This is a genomic window from Exiguobacterium sp. TNDT2 (genome assembly GCF_003331145.1).
Classification (GTDB): Bacteria; Bacillota; Bacilli; order Exiguobacteriales; family Exiguobacteriaceae; genus Exiguobacterium.
This window is the reverse complement of the sequence record NZ_QLVE01000049.1, coordinates 1-15,345: the sequence shown is the minus strand read 5'-3', so window position 1 is coordinate 15,345 and position 15,345 is coordinate 1. Positions and strand designations below refer to the sequence as shown.

Below are 15,345 nucleotides of genomic sequence, written 5' to 3'. Positions count from 1 at the left end.
GGTAAAACTTTTTTTGCCTCATCGTTCAGTTTTCAAAGTTCGTCTGCCGCTCATTGGCGACTCCATTAATTTATCACGTCTGTCATCTCCGCGTCAACAACTTTTTTTCACAAATTGTTTTACTGAAATAATCTTTCGTCGTGACAACGTTTATAACTATAATCTCTATTTACCACTTCGTCAATAGAAATATCACAAAAAATAAAAAAAGGTTGAGCCCTCATCATGAGGCCCAACGTTTCAATCTTTCGCGAGAGGCACATAGCCCGTCCGCTCCACCAATGTCTGCCCTTCAACAGACGTCATCCAATCTAAAAACGGCTTGTATGTTTCGTATTGTTCTTCTGTCGTGATGGCATAAAATTCGGAAGTGATCGGATACGTCCCGTCAGCAATGGTCTCGACCGTTGGAGCAATCCCATTTACTTGAAGTAATTTAATATCATGATCTTCGACCATCTCGGTCGCATAGAAGCGGAAAGAGAAGCCGATCGCATTTTTATGATTAGTGTATGCGGCCGTCTGTTCGATGATACCGCCCATACCTTCCGGGACATCCTCAACGGGTGCATCCATCAATTTACGATCCCCCATCACCCGCTGCAAGGCCGTCTGGCTTCCGCTTCCTTCTGGACGTTGAAATGCTCGAATCGGATCATTCTTGCCTCCGACCTCACTCCAATTATCAATATCTCCGGCATATACTTGTTGAATCTCTTCCAACTTGAGCGAGCCAATCGGATTATCTTCATGTACAAAGAAGACAAACGCTTCACGCCCAATCGGTGTCATGTTGAACTTCACACCAGCCTTCTCAGCCGCGGCCACTTGCAGATCTGATGGTCCGGCGACAAAGATGATGTCCGTCTTCCCTTGAATCAACCGATCGTACGCCTCTCCCGTCGTCGTTGAGACGACCGGACTCTCCTCCGTACTATACGGATTATATTCGTCAGAAGGATAAACCGCTTCGACAAATGACGCGTACAATGGATAGAGTGCCGTAGCCCCATCGAGGCGTGGGAGCTTTGAATCGATTTTAAACGAAGATGGCGCATCAAGTTTAGCCAAATCGGATTCCTCTTTAAACGGCTGATAGTCATATAACTCAACACCACGCTCTTCGATCCGCAAACTTTCTGTATACACGTAGTACCCTTTTACTGAACCAAAGAACACGATTCCAATCATGGTTCCAATCAATCCCACTCGTTTGAGTTGCCCTTTTGTTAACGACGAAAAGTCATATAACGCCATAATGAGAATTAATAAAGCGGCCACGTACCAAATTGTCCAAAGAATGGGGCGTCCTCCTGCAATTGGATTACCCATCGTAAAGAGCGCTGTAAAAACCGATATGACTACAGTCACCAGCACAATCAACACACTACCTAATATAAATTTGGCGATTTTCATCTGATTCAACTACTCCATTCACTTCTATATAGTCAGGCAATCTCATAGGCGATGGATTCGACTCCAACGCCTTTTGTCGGTCGAGCGACCGAACGGACATACCCTTTGCGGACAAGGAAACCGACAATGCTGCCTAGGTCGACTTTCAATGCTTGCAAGTTCGGATGCTCCATCAATTCTGAGAACGGCCACGGTTCATCCCGTTGTTGCATCGTTTGTAATAGAAGGAGCGTGCCGGGCAACACTTTAGATTGAATCAAATGTTCCATTCCGATAATCACCAAGTGAATCCGCTGTTCGAGCGACTCTTGTCCGCTCACGAGTTCCTCGTGGAGTTTATATATTTCTAAGTCGAGTGTACGTACTTGTTTCCATAATACGATTTCAGGATGGATCCCGGCTTCCAAAACCGATAATCTGGCCAAGTGGGTCAAGGCATGGTGAATTTGAGTGAAGGCGTCCTGATGCTCTTCTTGTAAAAATAAGCTGCGACCGTCTTCAAAGCGTCGCAACAACTTCGCAAAAGCGAGCGATAGTTGTAGGCGTTGCTCGTCGTTCGAGAAATTACGAAGACGTTGTCGCAAATCTAACAAAAACGTATTTCGTTCAAACAAGACCATCCCATCTTCGATCCAGTGGATGGCGCGGCGATTTTCGTTCATCAAAATCCAGCGGTCCATCATCGACTCACTCACCAAATGGAGAATGATTTTTTCTTGTCCAACCTGATAGTGCTTCACCGTCCAAAACGGCTCTTCTTTCGCTTCAATCACAATCAACAATCGGTCCGATTGATCGGTCAACGGATCGCGCGGTCGTTTCTTCTTCACTTCAATGATGCCAAGCGTCGTTTTCAAGGCTGCATATTCCGAATAGATCGTGCGCGTCGCATACTCCATAGTCACCTTGATACCTTCTTTCTATATGATGAACAGCACTTGTCCACCCAATATTCTGATATGAAGATGATTCGCCTTCTTTTAAAATTCTCCTGCCCGCGATCGAATGAACTTCTCACGCTCTTTCAGATGAGCTATAGTAAAGACAGACATGGAGGGATTACGAAATGAAAAAACGGGGGAATAAAATCAACCGCGCTCGCAACCTTGCGTTGTTACTCGTCTTTGCGGGAATCGGAGTCATGTATCTCGGCTTGCTGGCGAAAAGCATCACATGGCTCATGATTATTTTCATGTTGCTCGGCTTCGTGATGGTGTTATCGAGCTCAGCGCTTTACTTTATTATCGGGATGGCGTCCACGAAAGCCATCGTCGTCACTTGCCCGAACTGTGAGAAACAGACAAAGATGCTCGGCCGAGTCGATTTATGCATGCATTGCGACGAACCGCTCACGATCGACCAATCGCTCGAAGGTAAAGAGTTCGATGAAAAATATAACAAACGCCAATCACATTCACACGAATAAAAAACATCCTCACGCAGAGGATGTTTTTAATGTTTATGCGCTTGTTCAGACTGGCAAGCCGGGCATGTCCCGTATACTTCGAGACGATGACGGTCGACTTTGAACCCTGTCAATTGAGACGCAACCGATTCGATTTCATCGAGGACCGGATAGTTGAAGTCGACGACTTTTCCACATGCATCACAAATGATGTGGTAATGGCGCGACGTCACAAAATCAAAGCGACTCGAAGCGTCCCCATAGTTCATCTCTTGAACAAGTCCGACTTCTTTAAAGACGCGCAAGTTATTGTAGACGGTGGCGACACTCATGTTCGGAAATCTCGCCGAAAGTGCCTTATAAATGTCATCCGCTGTCGGATGACTGTGCTCCGTGACGAGGTACTCCAAAATGGCCTGGCGCTGAGGCGTCATTCTGACTCCATGTTCTCGGAGCGACTGAACAGCATGGTCAAGCATTTCGCTTCCCACGTCAATCCCTCATTTCTTCTATAAAATTTCATGCGAAATGTCAGTTAGAATTAACCTATTTCTTACATAGTAATCTTTATAAATAGTGTACTGATTTCTTGAACGGTCGTCAAACGTTGAGCTTATGCGGTTGACGGCTATGATACAATAAGTGCGAATTTGTAAAAGGAGGCAATACATATGGCAAAACCATCTACACGCAACAATTCAGATATTTTGTATACCGAAGCCTTGACGCACATCGTCGGCGGGGTCAACAGCCCTTCCCGTTCATTTAAGGCCGTCGGCGGCGGCGCACCCGTCTATATGGAACGAGGAGACGGCGCCTATTTCTATGACGTCGACGGCAATCGCTATATCGACTATTTGGCGGCGTACGGTCCGATTATCACGGGCCACGCCCACCCGCATATCCATAAAGCGTTGATCGAGGCGTCGTCTAAAGGTCTACTTTACGGGACACCGCACGCGCTTGAAGTCGAGTTCGCGAAAAAACTAAAGGCGGCCATCCCCTCAATGGATAAAGTCCGTTTCACCAACTCAGGGACCGAAGCGGTCATGACGACCGTTCGTGTCGCCCGCGCCTATACCGGTCGTGAGCTCGTCGTCAAATTCAGCGGTTGTTATCACGGCCACTCGGACTTGATGCTCATCGCGGCAGGCAGCGGACCAGCCACACTTGGCTCACCCGACTCAGCCGGCGTCACGCGGGCCACGGCGAAAGAAGTCATCACCGTACCGTTTAATGACGTCGATGCGTTCCGCGACATGATGCGTGAATGGGGAAATCAAATCGCCTGCGTCCTCGTCGAACCGATCGTCGGGAACTTCGGCATCGTCGAACCGAAGCCAGGCTTCCTCCAGGCCGTCAATGACATCACACACGAACATGGTGCGCTCGTCATTTACGACGAAGTCATCACGGCGTTCCGTTTCACGTACGGAAGCGCCCAGCAAGTGTACGGGATCGAGCCGGACATGACCGCACTCGGCAAAATTATCGGCGGCGGACTTCCAATCGGCGCATACGGTGGAAAAGCTGAAATCATGGAGACGGTCGCCCCGCTCGGCCCAGCCTATCAGGCCGGAACGATGGCCGGCAACCCGGCGTCGATGGCGACAGGTCTCGCTTGCCTCGAGGTGCTCGAGCAACCGGGAGTATATGAAAAGCTTGACGCGCTCGGCGCCCAGCTCGAAGCCGGAATTCGTGAAGCCGCCGACACACACGGCGTGACCATCACGCTGAACCGTCTGAAAGGTGCACTCACGGTCTACTTCACGGACGAGATCGTGACCGATTATGAGGGAGCCGAAAAGTCGGACGGCGAAGTGTTCGGACGATTCTTCAAATTGATGCTCGAGAATGGTGTCAATTTGGCCCCTTCGAAGTACGAGGCCTGGTTCTTGACGACTGAGCACACCGAACAAGATATCGAAGAGACGATTGCCGCTGTGAACCGCGCGTTCGCTCAACTATAAACAAAAAGGAGATGCCGCGGCATCTCCTTTTTGATTTACCCTGAATGCCGAATCCATAGCTGGTCGTAGCACGGGTGGCCGAACACATCGAGTGGAACATCGCCGAGAAAACTCGGGAAACGCCGTTCGCGTGCAACGTGATACAGGGGAATGACGAGTGCCGCTTCTGTCAAATAACGCTCGACGTCACGATGGAGCCACGCCCACGCGCTCATATCGGTTTGACGGTAGCGATCCATCATCGCTCGGAGCCCCGTTTCATACGCGACCAACTTACCGACGAGTGACAACTCACTCGTCAAAAAAGCGAGGAATGCCAAATCGAGGTCTTCACTCATCATCTCCCCGCATAAAATCAAGTCAGCGCTGCGCAGAGTTTCTTCTTGGAGCAGACAGCCGAGCGAATACGTCTTGGTCTCGACGGTGAAACCAGCAACGCGCAATTGTTCCGCAACGAGCGCCGCGTCTTCTGTCGCCACGTCAAACGGCAAGTGCAACAATCGGAGCGGTCGGCACGAACTCACCGCCGCCTCAGTCGTCGGAACCGGTCGACTCGCCTCCGGGAAAAAACCGTGGGCCACTTGATAACGTTCCCCTCCCAGTTCAACGAACGCTTCTTTATCGATTGCCCGTTGAATGGCACGTCGTGTTTCCACATCGTCTTTGAGCCAAGAGTGCTGCAAATTGAACATGAGATAACGCGCCCCGGCTTCGGCGATCCACTTGACGAGGCTCTGATCATCACCGGCGCTCCACTTGGCATAATCCGTTTCCGAGAACGTGACGAATTCGACCACGTCTAAGGATGGCCGCGGCCGTAGCCCACGTTCGAACGCCCGCAACCGAACGACTTCCTCGGACCGCTTCTCCAATTTGAACGGTCCCGTCCCAACAACCCCTTCCGCCCCTTCATACGTGATCGACGCCGGCGTTTGGGCAAGCAACCGTTCGATGTAGGCCCGGTGCGCTTTCGTATAGATATCGACCACGTAAGGTGCCGGGGACTCGAGCCGTTCGATTGGTGCGAACAGCCATACTTGTTTGCCGCGAGTCAATAATCGATTCAGCGAGTACACGACGTCTTTAGCCGCTAACGTCATCCCGTTGTGGAATGTGACACCTTTACGGATGTAACAACGAAACCCGAACGGTGCGTCTTCGATATGATGGGCAAGGGACGGTTGGACCGTGGTCCCATCCCATTCGAACAACCGGTCGAAGATGTGCCGGGACAAGGACGCCTCCATCGCGATATGAATGTCGAGCGGGTCGAGTGATTCAAGCGTCCGGGTACGCGGAAACACAAATCGGTCTTCTTCCGTCTGTTCGAAACCGAAGCGGTTCCAAATCCGGGCTTGAATCAATTCTCGTAACGCAGGCGGCCAATCCCATTCCAACCATTTGGCCGCGTCCGCCATCGAGGCATTCGAGAATGAGGTGTCGACCCAATCGTTCAGCGTCCGCGCAAAATCGGGCCGAAAGCGAAGCATCGATTCATGGCCGCGTCCCTTCCCGGCCTGATACTCAACCCACCCGAGCGTCTGCCACGCCTTGATATCGCGCTTCACTTGTTTCTCGCTATAACCGACCGCCTCTACCGCTTCCCGTAACGTCACTTCCCTTTTTCCGGTCTCTAGCGCACGGCGATAAATCGCCACTAGTTTCGCATTCATGCCGTTCCCCCTAAAAGTGGACATGTCCAAATTATTTGTCTCTTTTTACCAAGTGTAGTCCACGTTTAAAGTAGTGACAAGGAGGCGCTCATATGAAATTCAAAGATTTTCCAACCAACGTCCGACTTCGACTCGTCTGCGGCTTTTTCATCCGCATCGTCGGCTCGGCCATCTTTCCATTCATGGCTTTGTATTTCTCAGAAGAACTCGGCAAAATTGCCGCCGGGATCATTATGACGTCATTCGTCATCGTCGGCTATGTCACCGGTTTGTTCGGTGGGTACTTCTCCGACCGCTTCAATCGCAAGCACGTTTTACAAATCGGCCAACTCGTTCAAATTCTTTGCTTCATCGGGATGACGGTCGCGATTCATCCATCGAACAATTGGGCGCTTGCCGTGACCCTTTTCTACTTTGGTCATGCCATCGCCAACGGGCTGAACTACCCGGCCTTAGAGGCGATTGTCATTGACTCGATGGAAGAATCAAATCGGAAAGCGATTTATGTATATGACTATTGGCTCGTCAACTTGGCCATCGCCGGCGGTGTTATGCTCGGCGGTGCGTTCTATCGCGACTATCGTTTCGGTTTATTCGTCGGGATGACACTCGTCTTGACGATCACGACCATCGTCTTGCAGCGCTATCTCGTCGATTCTCATCAAGGCAATCGGTCGACGCCGGCCAATCCGATTGTCGGCGTGATCCAAAACTACCGAATTGCCCTCAATGACCGACGCTGGATGTTGTTCGTGCTCGGGAGCATGCTCGTCTTCTCGACCGAATTCCATATGGCGAACTATATCGGGGTTCATTTGGCCGAGTCGTTCCAACAACGTTCAATCATCGGTGTGCCGTTTGACGGTGTCCGGATGATGGCGTTCATGCAGCTCGAGAACACATTGCTCGTCGTCGCCATCACGTTCGCCGTCACCGCCTTTGTGAAACAGTATCGGGAGAAATACGTATTCTTCATCGGCTTGTCGCTCTATATTACAGCGTACGCCGCCATCACATCGATGAATTCATTCTTGATTCTCGCCGTCTTGGCCGTCGTCTTCACGGTCGGTGAATTATTGTACTCGCCAATCCGCCAAGTGAAGCAAGTCGATTTGCTCGACCCGGAGCGCCGCGCATCGTACCTCGCTTTCGGCGGACTCACGTTCCACGGGGCCAAACTTGTGGCCGCGGCCGGCATCGTCGTTGGGGCGTTCATTGGTCCGATTTTCATGAGTGGCTATATCTTTGCCTTCGGCGCATTAGGTGCTTATTTATACTACATCGCCCTCTATAAAATGGAATCGGTCCGTCAAATTGCGGCTTGACGTTTAATTCTTGGCTCGAACGGTAACTACGAAGAGTGAAGGAGGCGATCATCATGCCAGCGATTGTATTATTTGATGGAGACTGTAACTTTTGCGACGCAAGCGTCCAATTCATTCTTAACCGCGACTCAAAAGGAAACTTCCACTTTGCTTCCCTTCAAGGGGAAGCTGGAAAAGACTTGCGGATACGACATCGAATTCCGGAAGAAATCGATAGCATCGTTTTACTGAAAGACGGCGTACCTTATTTGAAATCGGATGCAGCGATTCGAATCGCTGAAGGCTTAGATGGCGGGTGGCAATGGCTTCGTCTCGTTCGTGTTGTACCAAGACCGATTCGTGACTTTGGTTATGACGTCATTGCTAAAAACCGCTACAAATGGTTTGGAATGAAAGAGACGTGCAAACTTCCAACACCTGAAGAACGCAGTCGGTTCATCGATCAACAGACAAACCCGCCAACCTAATGAAGGTGGCGGGTTTTCTTATTGCATACAGGTAAGATATGTCCAATGACAATACGGGAACGGTTGAGCCATAAAACTCACACCTAAGCTATCAGCTCGGTGAATGGTCATCCAGGGCGCATCGCCTATCCGCATATAAATTTCATGGTGTGGGGCCTGCGTATGCTCGCCTGACAATTTAAAAGCTGCTCGATTTTTCAAGTGCGCGAAGATTGTATATTTGATATCGGGCGCAATCACGAGCGGATTTCCGACCGAATGCTGGAGCCGGTAAGCGACTTTTCCTAGTTCAATGGTCACATCTTCTAAATAGACTTGATCCACAGAAGCCACATCTTCTCCGGTTACTTTATGATTTTTTGTATAACCCCGTGTCACGTTTGCATCCTTTTTGATGGATAGGAGCGGCACATCATTTAATTGTTCGACCAGTACTTCCGTTCGCGTTCGATAGTCTTCCGAGTAAACGTTATATGAGCGGCCATCTCCTTCAAAGTAAGGATGTGGCGAAAACAGATTTGGGTTTTTCAAAATAGGTGGTTTTATGAACGGTTGGACACGTAATTGGATTTCGTCCACTTCATTAATTTCCGGTGTCGACGGACTCACCATGAAATACATGACGTAAAGCTCGCTGTCCCGTCTTGTCGAAAGCGTATACTCTTTTGCAAGCGTCATGGCTTTACCAACAAAATCAATGAGATGGGCTCCAGGTTTGCCGGTACGTTTCATGGGCCGTAACGCTCTTACTTCATAAAAGGTCGGTGCCGTTAATGGGGTTTCATCGATATACCCTGCTCCGCTTACTTCTGCAACGCGACGCCCTTGGCGATAAATCTCGTACGTTTCCACATCTGAGATCGGGTCCCAATGTAAGTAAGTGCCTGTCTCGGCCACGACAGCGGCAGTCATATGTCGATTCCAATATACCTGGTCTTCTGGATTGACAGCAGCCGTATAGACGTTCGCCTCTTCTCCCGATTCAAAAGTAAGATGATACGCCACTTGTTCGCCAACCTTCGTCTCTAAGTCAACATAATGGTGCTCGGTTCCACGATAAACGTCGGTGCCGTTTCGAACGATGTGCGCTTCCCCTTCGAGTGACCAAGTCAATTCAATCCCGTCGTTGAGTGGTCGAACTTGAATCAATCCTTCTCCATTCATCATTGAATTATCCCCCTTTTCATGTCGTTACTCCATTCCCGTCTAGCAGATTCTAAAAACAAAAAAAAGACTTCGAGTTTTGAACTCGAAGCCTCATTCGACAACCGCTAAGTCTTGAATCATATACAAATCATAATAGGCTCCGCGGCGACGCATCAATTCCTCATGCGTGCCCGTCTCCATGATTTGTCCGTTATCGACGACGACAATCTTATCAGCGTCGGTGATGGTCGACAATCGGTGCGCGACGATGAGCGTCGTTCTGCCTTTCGTCAATCGCGCGAGCGAGTCCTGAATCATCGCCTCACTCTCAAGGTCAAGCGCACTCGTCGCTTCGTCGAGAATGATAATCGGCGGATGTTTCAAAAAGACACGGGCAATGGCGAGCCGTTGCTTTTGCCCACCTGACAGTTTGACGCCTTTCTCTCCGACCGGCGTATCGTAGCCGTCCGGCAAGTTCGAGATGAACTCATGGGCGTTGGCTGCTTTCGCGGCGGCGATGACATCTTCGTCACTGGCTTCCGGATTCCCCATCCGGATGTTCATCGCGACCGACTCACTGAAGAGCACCGAGTCCTGCATGACCATCCCGATTTGATTGCGTAGCGCCCGCAACTTGAAGTCTCGGACGTCGGTGCCATCGATTTTAATGCTACCTGACGTGACATCATAAAATCGTGGAATCAAGCTGACGAGCGTCGACTTGCCGCCACCAGACATACCGACGAAGGCGACCCGCTCCCCAGAACGGATGTGCAAGCTGACATCGTGGAGAGCCTGGGCTCCGTCTTTCTCATAAGCGAAGCTGACCCGGTCGAGCTCGATATCGCCAGCCGTTTGTACAGGTACGAAGGCGCTATGCTTCTCTTCGATGTCGTACGGCTCATCGAGGAATTCGAAGACACGGTCCATCGAAGCGACCGATTGCGTGAGCGTCGTCGCCGAGTTGACGAGACGACCGAGCGGTGCGTAGAGACGGTCGATATAGGCGATAAACGCGACGAGCGTCCCGAGCGAGACGTCCAATTGCAAGACGAGCCATGAGGCCGTCGTGAAAATCAAAATTGGGGCGATATCGGTGATCGTCGAGACGACGACGTACGTCTTCGCGTTCCATCCGGTATGGCGGAGCGCCGCTTTCAAGAATCCATCGTTCTGCTCTTCGAACGCCTTGTTCTCATACGGTTCGAGGGCGAAACTGCGAATGACGGCCATCCCGTTGACACGTTCGGTCAAATGACCTTGCAAATCCGCGAGCGCAGCCGACCGTTCCCGCGTGAGCCGGCGCAACCGTCCATAAAAGTAGCGGACGGCGATGGCATAGAACGGAAGAGGCAAGACGGCGATGAGCGTCAGTTGCGGATCGATCGTATACATGATGGCGATGGCGATTAAAATCGTGACCATATCGAGCCAGATGTTCATCAGGCCGGTGATGACGAAGTCTTTCGTCTGCTCGACATCGTTGATGATGCGCGAGATGATCTGTCCTGTCTTATTGTTCGAGTAATAGCGGAGCGATAATTTTTGGACGTGGTCGAACAATCGGTTCCGGACGTCGAACAAAATTCGTGTTGCCGCCCATTGCGCCAAATATTGTCGCAAGTATTCAATCGGTGGCTTCAAGACAAGGAAGACAAAGAAGACGATTCCGAACAGCCAGACGAGTTCGGTATAATCCCTCGCCGGGTCCGGGTCGGTCAAATAATTGTCGATCACATATTTGTAAAGGAGCGGCAACCCGAGCGGGATGGAGAATTTCAAAATCCCGACGAAGATGGTCAGCGCGATTTGTTTCTTATACGGTTTAACGAACTTTAAATAACGTTTAATACTACCCATTAGTTCCTCCTTCAAGAAAAAAAGCGGAGATGAGCGATCATCTCCGGTAACGTGCTTCGTATTCGCGATACCATTCATCGACGAATGTTGGGTTGAACGGCCCTTTCCGTCCTCGAATCCAGTTAATAAGTTCTTGAACGTTCTGTTTCAAGATTCGATCAATCGCTTTCGGATAATTCATCTCGCGACGATGCCGCTCATATTCATCCTCATCTAAAATCGTGTACGACATATCCGGGAACACCTTGATGTCCAAATCGTAATCGATGTACTTGATGGCACGTTCTGCCCCATCGAACGTTGTCGGCGAACCTAGATTACAGTAGTAGTAAATCCCATCTTCGCGAATCATGCAGATGACATTGAACCAAAACTCAGATGAAAAGTAGCAAATTGCCGGCTCACGTGTTCTCCATTGCCGGCCGTCTGACTCACTGACCATGATGCGGTCATTGAATCCGATCATATCCGTTTTTGACGACTGAAGGACGAGCGTTTCTTCCCAAACGCGATGCAAAGTTCCGTTGTGCTTGTAGCTCTGTATCTCGATCTTGCTACCTGCTTTGGGAAATAAGCTCATAAGCTCCTCCTTTCCGCTATGATGCTATACAATTCTCATATTTAATTATAGCGACTTTCAGAACCAATGAAAAAGGAAATCTCTTATTTACAGGAATTTAGTGTTTTTCGGAACGCCTCGGCTCGCGCTTTGAACATCGGTCGAAGCACGAAGTATTCGACGAGAACGGCCGGTACGTAGCTATCGAATGTGACCTCATCAACCATGATAGCCTGTCCGCCGACTTGTTCGACCCGATGCACGTGGCTGAAGCGACGGAACGGGAACGGCAACTTCACGCCTTGGTCACAAAAAGCGTGATTCCCCGTCAACGTGATGGCACTGTTCCACGGTAATGAAATCGGGCCGACCCCGATGCGGAGCTGAACGACATTCCCCTCGACCGACGCCCCATCCCCAAGGAGCATCACTTTCGGGAACGATGTCAGCTCGGATAACAGTGAAGCATCTTGAAGCAACGTCCAGAGTGTGTCGACGGACGTGTCATATGGAGTTCGTACGTCAAACTGTCTCATTTCGCACCTGCCATCTGCTCTAATTTTTGTTGGGCGACCGATACCGTCACCACGTCACGTGCCTCTTCGTCGAGCCAAGTCCATTCCCCAGCCGGTAACGTCTCGACTTCATATAAGTCGATGTACCAGACGATGTGGGAAAACACATGTTTCACTTGTCCAACATAGGTTCCGTTTAACTGTTCCCCCGTTCCGCGGTCTGTAAGCGGATATTGCCACATTCCAGCGAGAAGACCGGTGTCAGGACGTTTTACGTAAGCCGTGCGGCCCTCTTGGCGACAGTAGAGCGCGTCATACATCTCGATTCGGGCCGTCCCTTTTCTCGTCTTGACGGGGAGTTCATCTTGCACGTTATGGGTATAAGCATAACAATCGTCTTGTACCGGACAGAGCGAACACATCGGGTTTTTCGGCGTACATACCGTCGCCCCGAGCTCCATGATACCTTCGTTGAAGTCCGAGGCGTGCGTCGGATCCATCAATCGGCGAACGACTTGCTCGAACAGTTTTCGCGTTTTCGGGACGGCGATATCGTCATAGATTCCGAACTGGCGAGACATGACGCGCATGACGTTGCCGTCGACGGCCGGTTCCGGCTGATTGTAAGCAATCGAGAGGACGGCACCAGTTGTGTATGGCCCGACCCCTTTCAGCTTCTCGAATCGTTCTTTCTCTTCCGGGACGATGCCGTCGTAAACCGCGACGACTTCTCGGACGGCTTGGTGAAGATTACGGACCCGTGAGTAATACCCGAGCCCTTCCCAATATTTGACGACTTCGTCAGGTTCGGCCGCTGCCAACGCTTCGATTGTCGGAAAGCGCTCCATGAAACGGTTATAGTACGGGATGACCGTATCGACACGCGTCTGTTGAAGCATGACCTCGCTCACCCAGACCCGATACGGATTTTTCCCGTGACGCCATGGCAAATCGCGCTTTTCGCGATTGAACCATGCCACTAAATTTGTGTTGAAATCTTGAATATTACAATTTGTGAACAATTTATCAATATCGAGCATTTCGTTTCCCCTCGTTTTAAAAATATTGTATGATGAAGTGGATCAAATTACGTCGCTTTTTCTACTATGGAGGTGCTGAAGCACATTGGATACTGCTACTCACATTGGGATGGGACTTGGTTTAAGTGCAATCGCGACACTCAGCCCAGAGGTGTCAGGCGACGCACAAATGTTTCTAGCCATGACAGCGACGGCTCTCGTCGGCTCGCATGCTCCGGACTTTGACACGGTCTTCAAACTAAAAGGAAATAGCACGTATTTACGCCAGCACCGCGGTCGTTCACACGGAATTACCGCACTTCTCGCTTGGCCGATTATCGTCAGCGCCGTCATCGGACTTGCGCTTGGCGTCAACCCCGCTTCATTATGGGTCATGGCACAAATCGCTGTGTTGTTGCATGTCACGGTCGACTTGTTCAACGCTTACGGGACGCAGGCCCTCCAACCGTTTTCGAAGAAATGGATTGGCTGGGGCGTCATCGGGACGTTCGATCCATATTTGTTCTCTGCCTACTACGGGGCATATGTATTATGGCTTATCACAGGGGCGACTGTCCCGATTTTTGCACTGCTCATTGCGCTCGTCATCAGCTATTACGCCGTCCAGTTCAAATTGCGTAATCGCGCCCTCGCCACGGTCGCCCGTCACTTCGCCGGCGCCCACGAACTGTTCATCTCGCCGGGTATCGGCTGGGATGACTGGCACGTCGCCGTTCGATTCCGCAACGGTTTAGGAGCAGTCAAAGTAAAAAAAGGGACGGTCATCGAATGTGGTCGTTTCCGTGACAAGCCGATGCCTGGGGAAGACGACCTTCACTTCGTGGAGGCCCGTAAAAATGCGGATCTTCAATCGTTCCTTGAGTTTTCGAAGATTCACACGTATACGGTCACACGCCACAATGGCATGATTGAATATCGCTTCACGAACTTGCGCTACTTTTCGAAAGACATTTATCCGTTCGTCGCCGTCGTCATCGTCGATGAAGTGTCAAACGAAGTGTTGTCTTCGTTCACCGGTTGGGTGTTCAGCGAAGAGAGCTTACAAAAGAAATTGGCCTACGAACAGTAAAAAGTCGCTCGCGAGAGCGACTTTTTTTATGCCTCCGACTCCGTGAACTGGAGCTCAAAGTCAAACTTCACTTTTTTATCGACGAGGACGCCGCCCGCTTCGAGCGCCTGGTTCCACGTCAATCCGTAATCTTCCCGGTTGATCGACCCGTCCCCGGTGAAAGCGTGCTTCATGTTGCCCCAAGGATCTTTTACACTTCCCTCGTATTCAACGTCGAACGTCTCTTCACGGGTCGTGCCGCGAATCGTCAAATTCCCTGTCAATTCGAACTCGCCGCCGCCTTTTGAGCGAAACGATGTTGATTCAAAGACGATGTCCTCATGCTGCTGCGCATCGAAGAAGTCGCCAGACCGCAAATGGTTATCGCGGTCGCTGTTATTCGTATCGATCGATGCTGCTTTAATCGTCACGTTTACGCGTGCGTTCGCGAGATCGTCCGGTTGCCCGCTCGCTTCGACGTGAAAATCTTTGAACTCCCCTTTTACTTTCGAGATCATCATGTGCTTGACGGTAAATGTAATCGAACTGTGTGCCGGGTCGACTTGGTATGTTTTTGCCATGAATACGTCCACTCCTTCGATTTAAAATTGATGCTAATTGATGTTTACCACAAATCTTGACTTCAAAACATATCTTAATAAATGTGACAAATTATTGTCTAAAAATTTTGACTTTTATCATACCGACCCGTTACGATGAAAAAAGGAAGCTGTGGACTTACAGTAAAATGTAAGCGCATACATAGAATCCCTATACTTTTCGGAAAAGGGAGGAACTACCATGATTTATGAAGTCCCAAACTCGACAGGCACGAAAGTTCACTGTGAACTACTCACCACTTGCTTGCTTCGCAGCCTGAAGTGGGAGTTTCTTGGGAAGACCGTACTTTTACTAGCTACG

Annotated in this window: 15 protein-coding genes; 5 read left to right on the top strand and 10 right to left on the bottom strand. The window is 50.2% G+C overall.

Annotated features, from left to right (window positions below; translation table 11 throughout):
• Positions 1–240: 240 nt before the first annotated feature.
• On the bottom strand, positions 241–1,191 hold the full coding sequence (locus DPV68_RS14265; protein WP_232819665.1) for a PstS family phosphate ABC transporter substrate-binding protein: 951 nt from the start codon (positions 1,189–1,191) through the stop codon (positions 241–243).
• Between the two features lie 257 nt (positions 1,192–1,448).
• Entirely contained in the window at positions 1,449–2,315 is an 867-nt protein-coding gene (locus DPV68_RS14260; RefSeq protein WP_114167438.1) for a nucleotidyltransferase-like protein, read from the bottom strand.
• Between the two features lie 167 nt (positions 2,316–2,482).
• Here DPV68_RS14260 and DPV68_RS14255 point away from each other — a divergent pair, with 167 nt between their 5' ends.
• Positions 2,483–2,842, top strand: a complete 360-nt coding sequence (locus DPV68_RS14255) for a YgzB family protein (protein ID WP_021067733.1) — start codon at positions 2,483–2,485, stop codon at positions 2,840–2,842.
• Positions 2,843–2,868: 26 nt separating this feature from the next.
• On the opposite strand, the gene perR is transcribed toward DPV68_RS14255, so the two are convergent.
• Complete coding sequence (gene perR / locus DPV68_RS14250) at positions 2,869–3,300, bottom strand: peroxide-responsive transcriptional repressor PerR (protein WP_157964212.1); 432 nt, start codon at positions 3,298–3,300, stop codon at positions 2,869–2,871.
• A 192-nt stretch (positions 3,301–3,492) separates the two neighbouring features.
• On the opposite strand from perR, the gene DPV68_RS14245 reads away from it, so the two are divergent.
• Entirely contained in the window at positions 3,493–4,791 is a 1,299-nt protein-coding gene (locus tag DPV68_RS14245) for a glutamate-1-semialdehyde 2,1-aminomutase (protein WP_114167436.1), read from the top strand.
• Positions 4,792–4,826: 35 nt separating this feature from the next.
• Here the strand turns inward: DPV68_RS14245 and DPV68_RS14240 are convergent, their stop codons facing one another.
• The gene (locus DPV68_RS14240; RefSeq protein ID WP_198662334.1) at positions 4,827–6,464 is read right to left on the bottom strand and encodes an ABC transporter substrate-binding protein; all 1,638 of its coding nucleotides are present in this window, start codon (positions 6,462–6,464) and stop codon (positions 4,827–4,829) included.
• A 92-nt stretch (positions 6,465–6,556) separates the two neighbouring features.
• Between DPV68_RS14240 and DPV68_RS14235 the strand changes: the two genes are divergently transcribed.
• Positions 6,557–7,789, top strand: coding sequence for an MFS transporter (locus DPV68_RS14235; RefSeq protein ID WP_114167434.1), 1,233 nt, complete (start codon positions 6,557–6,559; stop codon positions 7,787–7,789).
• 53 nt (positions 7,790–7,842) lie between these two features.
• Positions 7,843–8,256, top strand: coding sequence for a thiol-disulfide oxidoreductase DCC family protein (locus DPV68_RS14230; RefSeq protein WP_198662333.1), 414 nt, complete (start codon positions 7,843–7,845; stop codon positions 8,254–8,256).
• Between the two features lie 18 nt (positions 8,257–8,274).
• Here the strand turns inward: DPV68_RS14230 and DPV68_RS14225 are convergent, their stop codons facing one another.
• The 5 genes from DPV68_RS14225 to mutY form a co-directional block, all read right to left on the bottom strand.
• The gene (locus tag DPV68_RS14225; protein ID WP_114167433.1) at positions 8,275–9,423 is read right to left on the bottom strand and encodes a DUF3238 domain-containing protein; all 1,149 of its coding nucleotides are present in this window, start codon (positions 9,421–9,423) and stop codon (positions 8,275–8,277) included.
• Positions 9,424–9,513: 90 nt separating this feature from the next.
• A complete protein-coding gene (locus DPV68_RS14220) occupies positions 9,514–11,262 on the bottom strand; it encodes an ABC transporter ATP-binding protein (protein WP_114167432.1) in 1,749 nt (582 codons plus the stop codon).
• Between the two features lie 37 nt (positions 11,263–11,299).
• Positions 11,300–11,842 carry a nucleoside tri-diphosphate phosphatase gene (ntdP, locus tag DPV68_RS14215; protein ID WP_021067741.1) on the bottom strand — a complete coding sequence of 181 codons (543 nt, stop codon included), beginning with the start codon at positions 11,840–11,842 and terminating at the stop codon, positions 11,300–11,302.
• Between the two features lie 83 nt (positions 11,843–11,925).
• A complete protein-coding gene (locus DPV68_RS14210) occupies positions 11,926–12,357 on the bottom strand; it encodes an SRPBCC family protein (RefSeq protein ID WP_114167431.1) in 432 nt (143 codons plus the stop codon).
• Positions 12,354–13,376, bottom strand: a complete 1,023-nt coding sequence (gene mutY, locus DPV68_RS14205) for an A/G-specific adenine glycosylase (protein ID WP_114167430.1) — start codon at positions 13,374–13,376, stop codon at positions 12,354–12,356. Before mutY ends, DPV68_RS14210 begins: the two co-directional genes overlap by 4 nt.
• Positions 13,377–13,485: 109 nt before the next feature.
• Between mutY and DPV68_RS14200 the strand changes: the two genes are divergently transcribed.
• Positions 13,486–14,445: a metal-dependent hydrolase gene (locus DPV68_RS14200; protein WP_232819664.1), complete on the top strand. Its 960-nt coding sequence runs from the start codon at positions 13,486–13,488 to the stop codon at positions 14,443–14,445.
• Positions 14,446–14,471: 26 nt separating this feature from the next.
• On the opposite strand, the gene DPV68_RS14195 is transcribed toward DPV68_RS14200, so the two are convergent.
• On the bottom strand, positions 14,472–15,005 hold the full coding sequence (locus DPV68_RS14195; RefSeq protein WP_114167428.1) for a YceI family protein: 534 nt from the start codon (positions 15,003–15,005) through the stop codon (positions 14,472–14,474).
• Positions 15,006–15,345: the final 340 nt, after the last annotated feature.

What these genes read in the sequence shown, in the direction of transcription:
- DPV68_RS14240 (WP_198662334.1), bottom strand. Translation starts at nt 6,464, where the DNA reads ATGAATGCGAAACTAGTGGCGATTTATCGCCGTGCGCTAGAGACCGGA.
- mutY (WP_114167430.1), bottom strand. Translation starts at nt 13,376, where the DNA reads ATGCTCGATATTGATAAATTGTTCACAAATTGTAATATTCAAGATTTC.
- DPV68_RS14195 (WP_114167428.1), bottom strand. Translation starts at nt 15,005, where the DNA reads ATGGCAAAAACATACCAAGTCGACCCGGCACACAGTTCGATTACATTT.
- ntdP (WP_021067741.1), bottom strand. Translation starts at nt 11,842, where the DNA reads ATGAGCTTATTTCCCAAAGCAGGTAGCAAGATCGAGATACAGAGCTAC.
- DPV68_RS14265 (WP_232819665.1), bottom strand. Translation starts at nt 1,191, where the DNA reads ATGATTGGAATCGTGTTCTTTGGTTCAGTAAAAGGGTACTACGTGTAT.
- DPV68_RS14260 (WP_114167438.1), bottom strand. Translation starts at nt 2,315, where the DNA reads ATGGAGTATGCGACGCGCACGATCTATTCGGAATATGCAGCCTTGAAA.
- DPV68_RS14225 (WP_114167433.1), bottom strand. Translation starts at nt 9,423, where the DNA reads ATGATGAATGGAGAAGGATTGATTCAAGTTCGACCACTCAACGACGGG.
- DPV68_RS14200 (WP_232819664.1), top strand. Translation starts at nt 13,486, where the DNA reads ATGGGACTTGGTTTAAGTGCAATCGCGACACTCAGCCCAGAGGTGTCA.
- DPV68_RS14255 (WP_021067733.1), top strand. Translation starts at nt 2,483, where the DNA reads ATGAAAAAACGGGGGAATAAAATCAACCGCGCTCGCAACCTTGCGTTG.
- perR (WP_157964212.1), bottom strand. Translation starts at nt 3,300, where the DNA reads ATGCTTGACCATGCTGTTCAGTCGCTCCGAGAACATGGAGTCAGAATG.
- DPV68_RS14220 (WP_114167432.1), bottom strand. Translation starts at nt 11,262, where the DNA reads ATGGGTAGTATTAAACGTTATTTAAAGTTCGTTAAACCGTATAAGAAA.
- DPV68_RS14245 (WP_114167436.1), top strand. Translation starts at nt 3,493, where the DNA reads ATGGCAAAACCATCTACACGCAACAATTCAGATATTTTGTATACCGAA.
- DPV68_RS14235 (WP_114167434.1), top strand. Translation starts at nt 6,557, where the DNA reads ATGAAATTCAAAGATTTTCCAACCAACGTCCGACTTCGACTCGTCTGC.
- DPV68_RS14210 (WP_114167431.1), bottom strand. Translation starts at nt 12,357, where the DNA reads ATGAGACAGTTTGACGTACGAACTCCATATGACACGTCCGTCGACACA.
- DPV68_RS14230 (WP_198662333.1), top strand. Translation starts at nt 7,843, where the DNA reads ATGCCAGCGATTGTATTATTTGATGGAGACTGTAACTTTTGCGACGCA.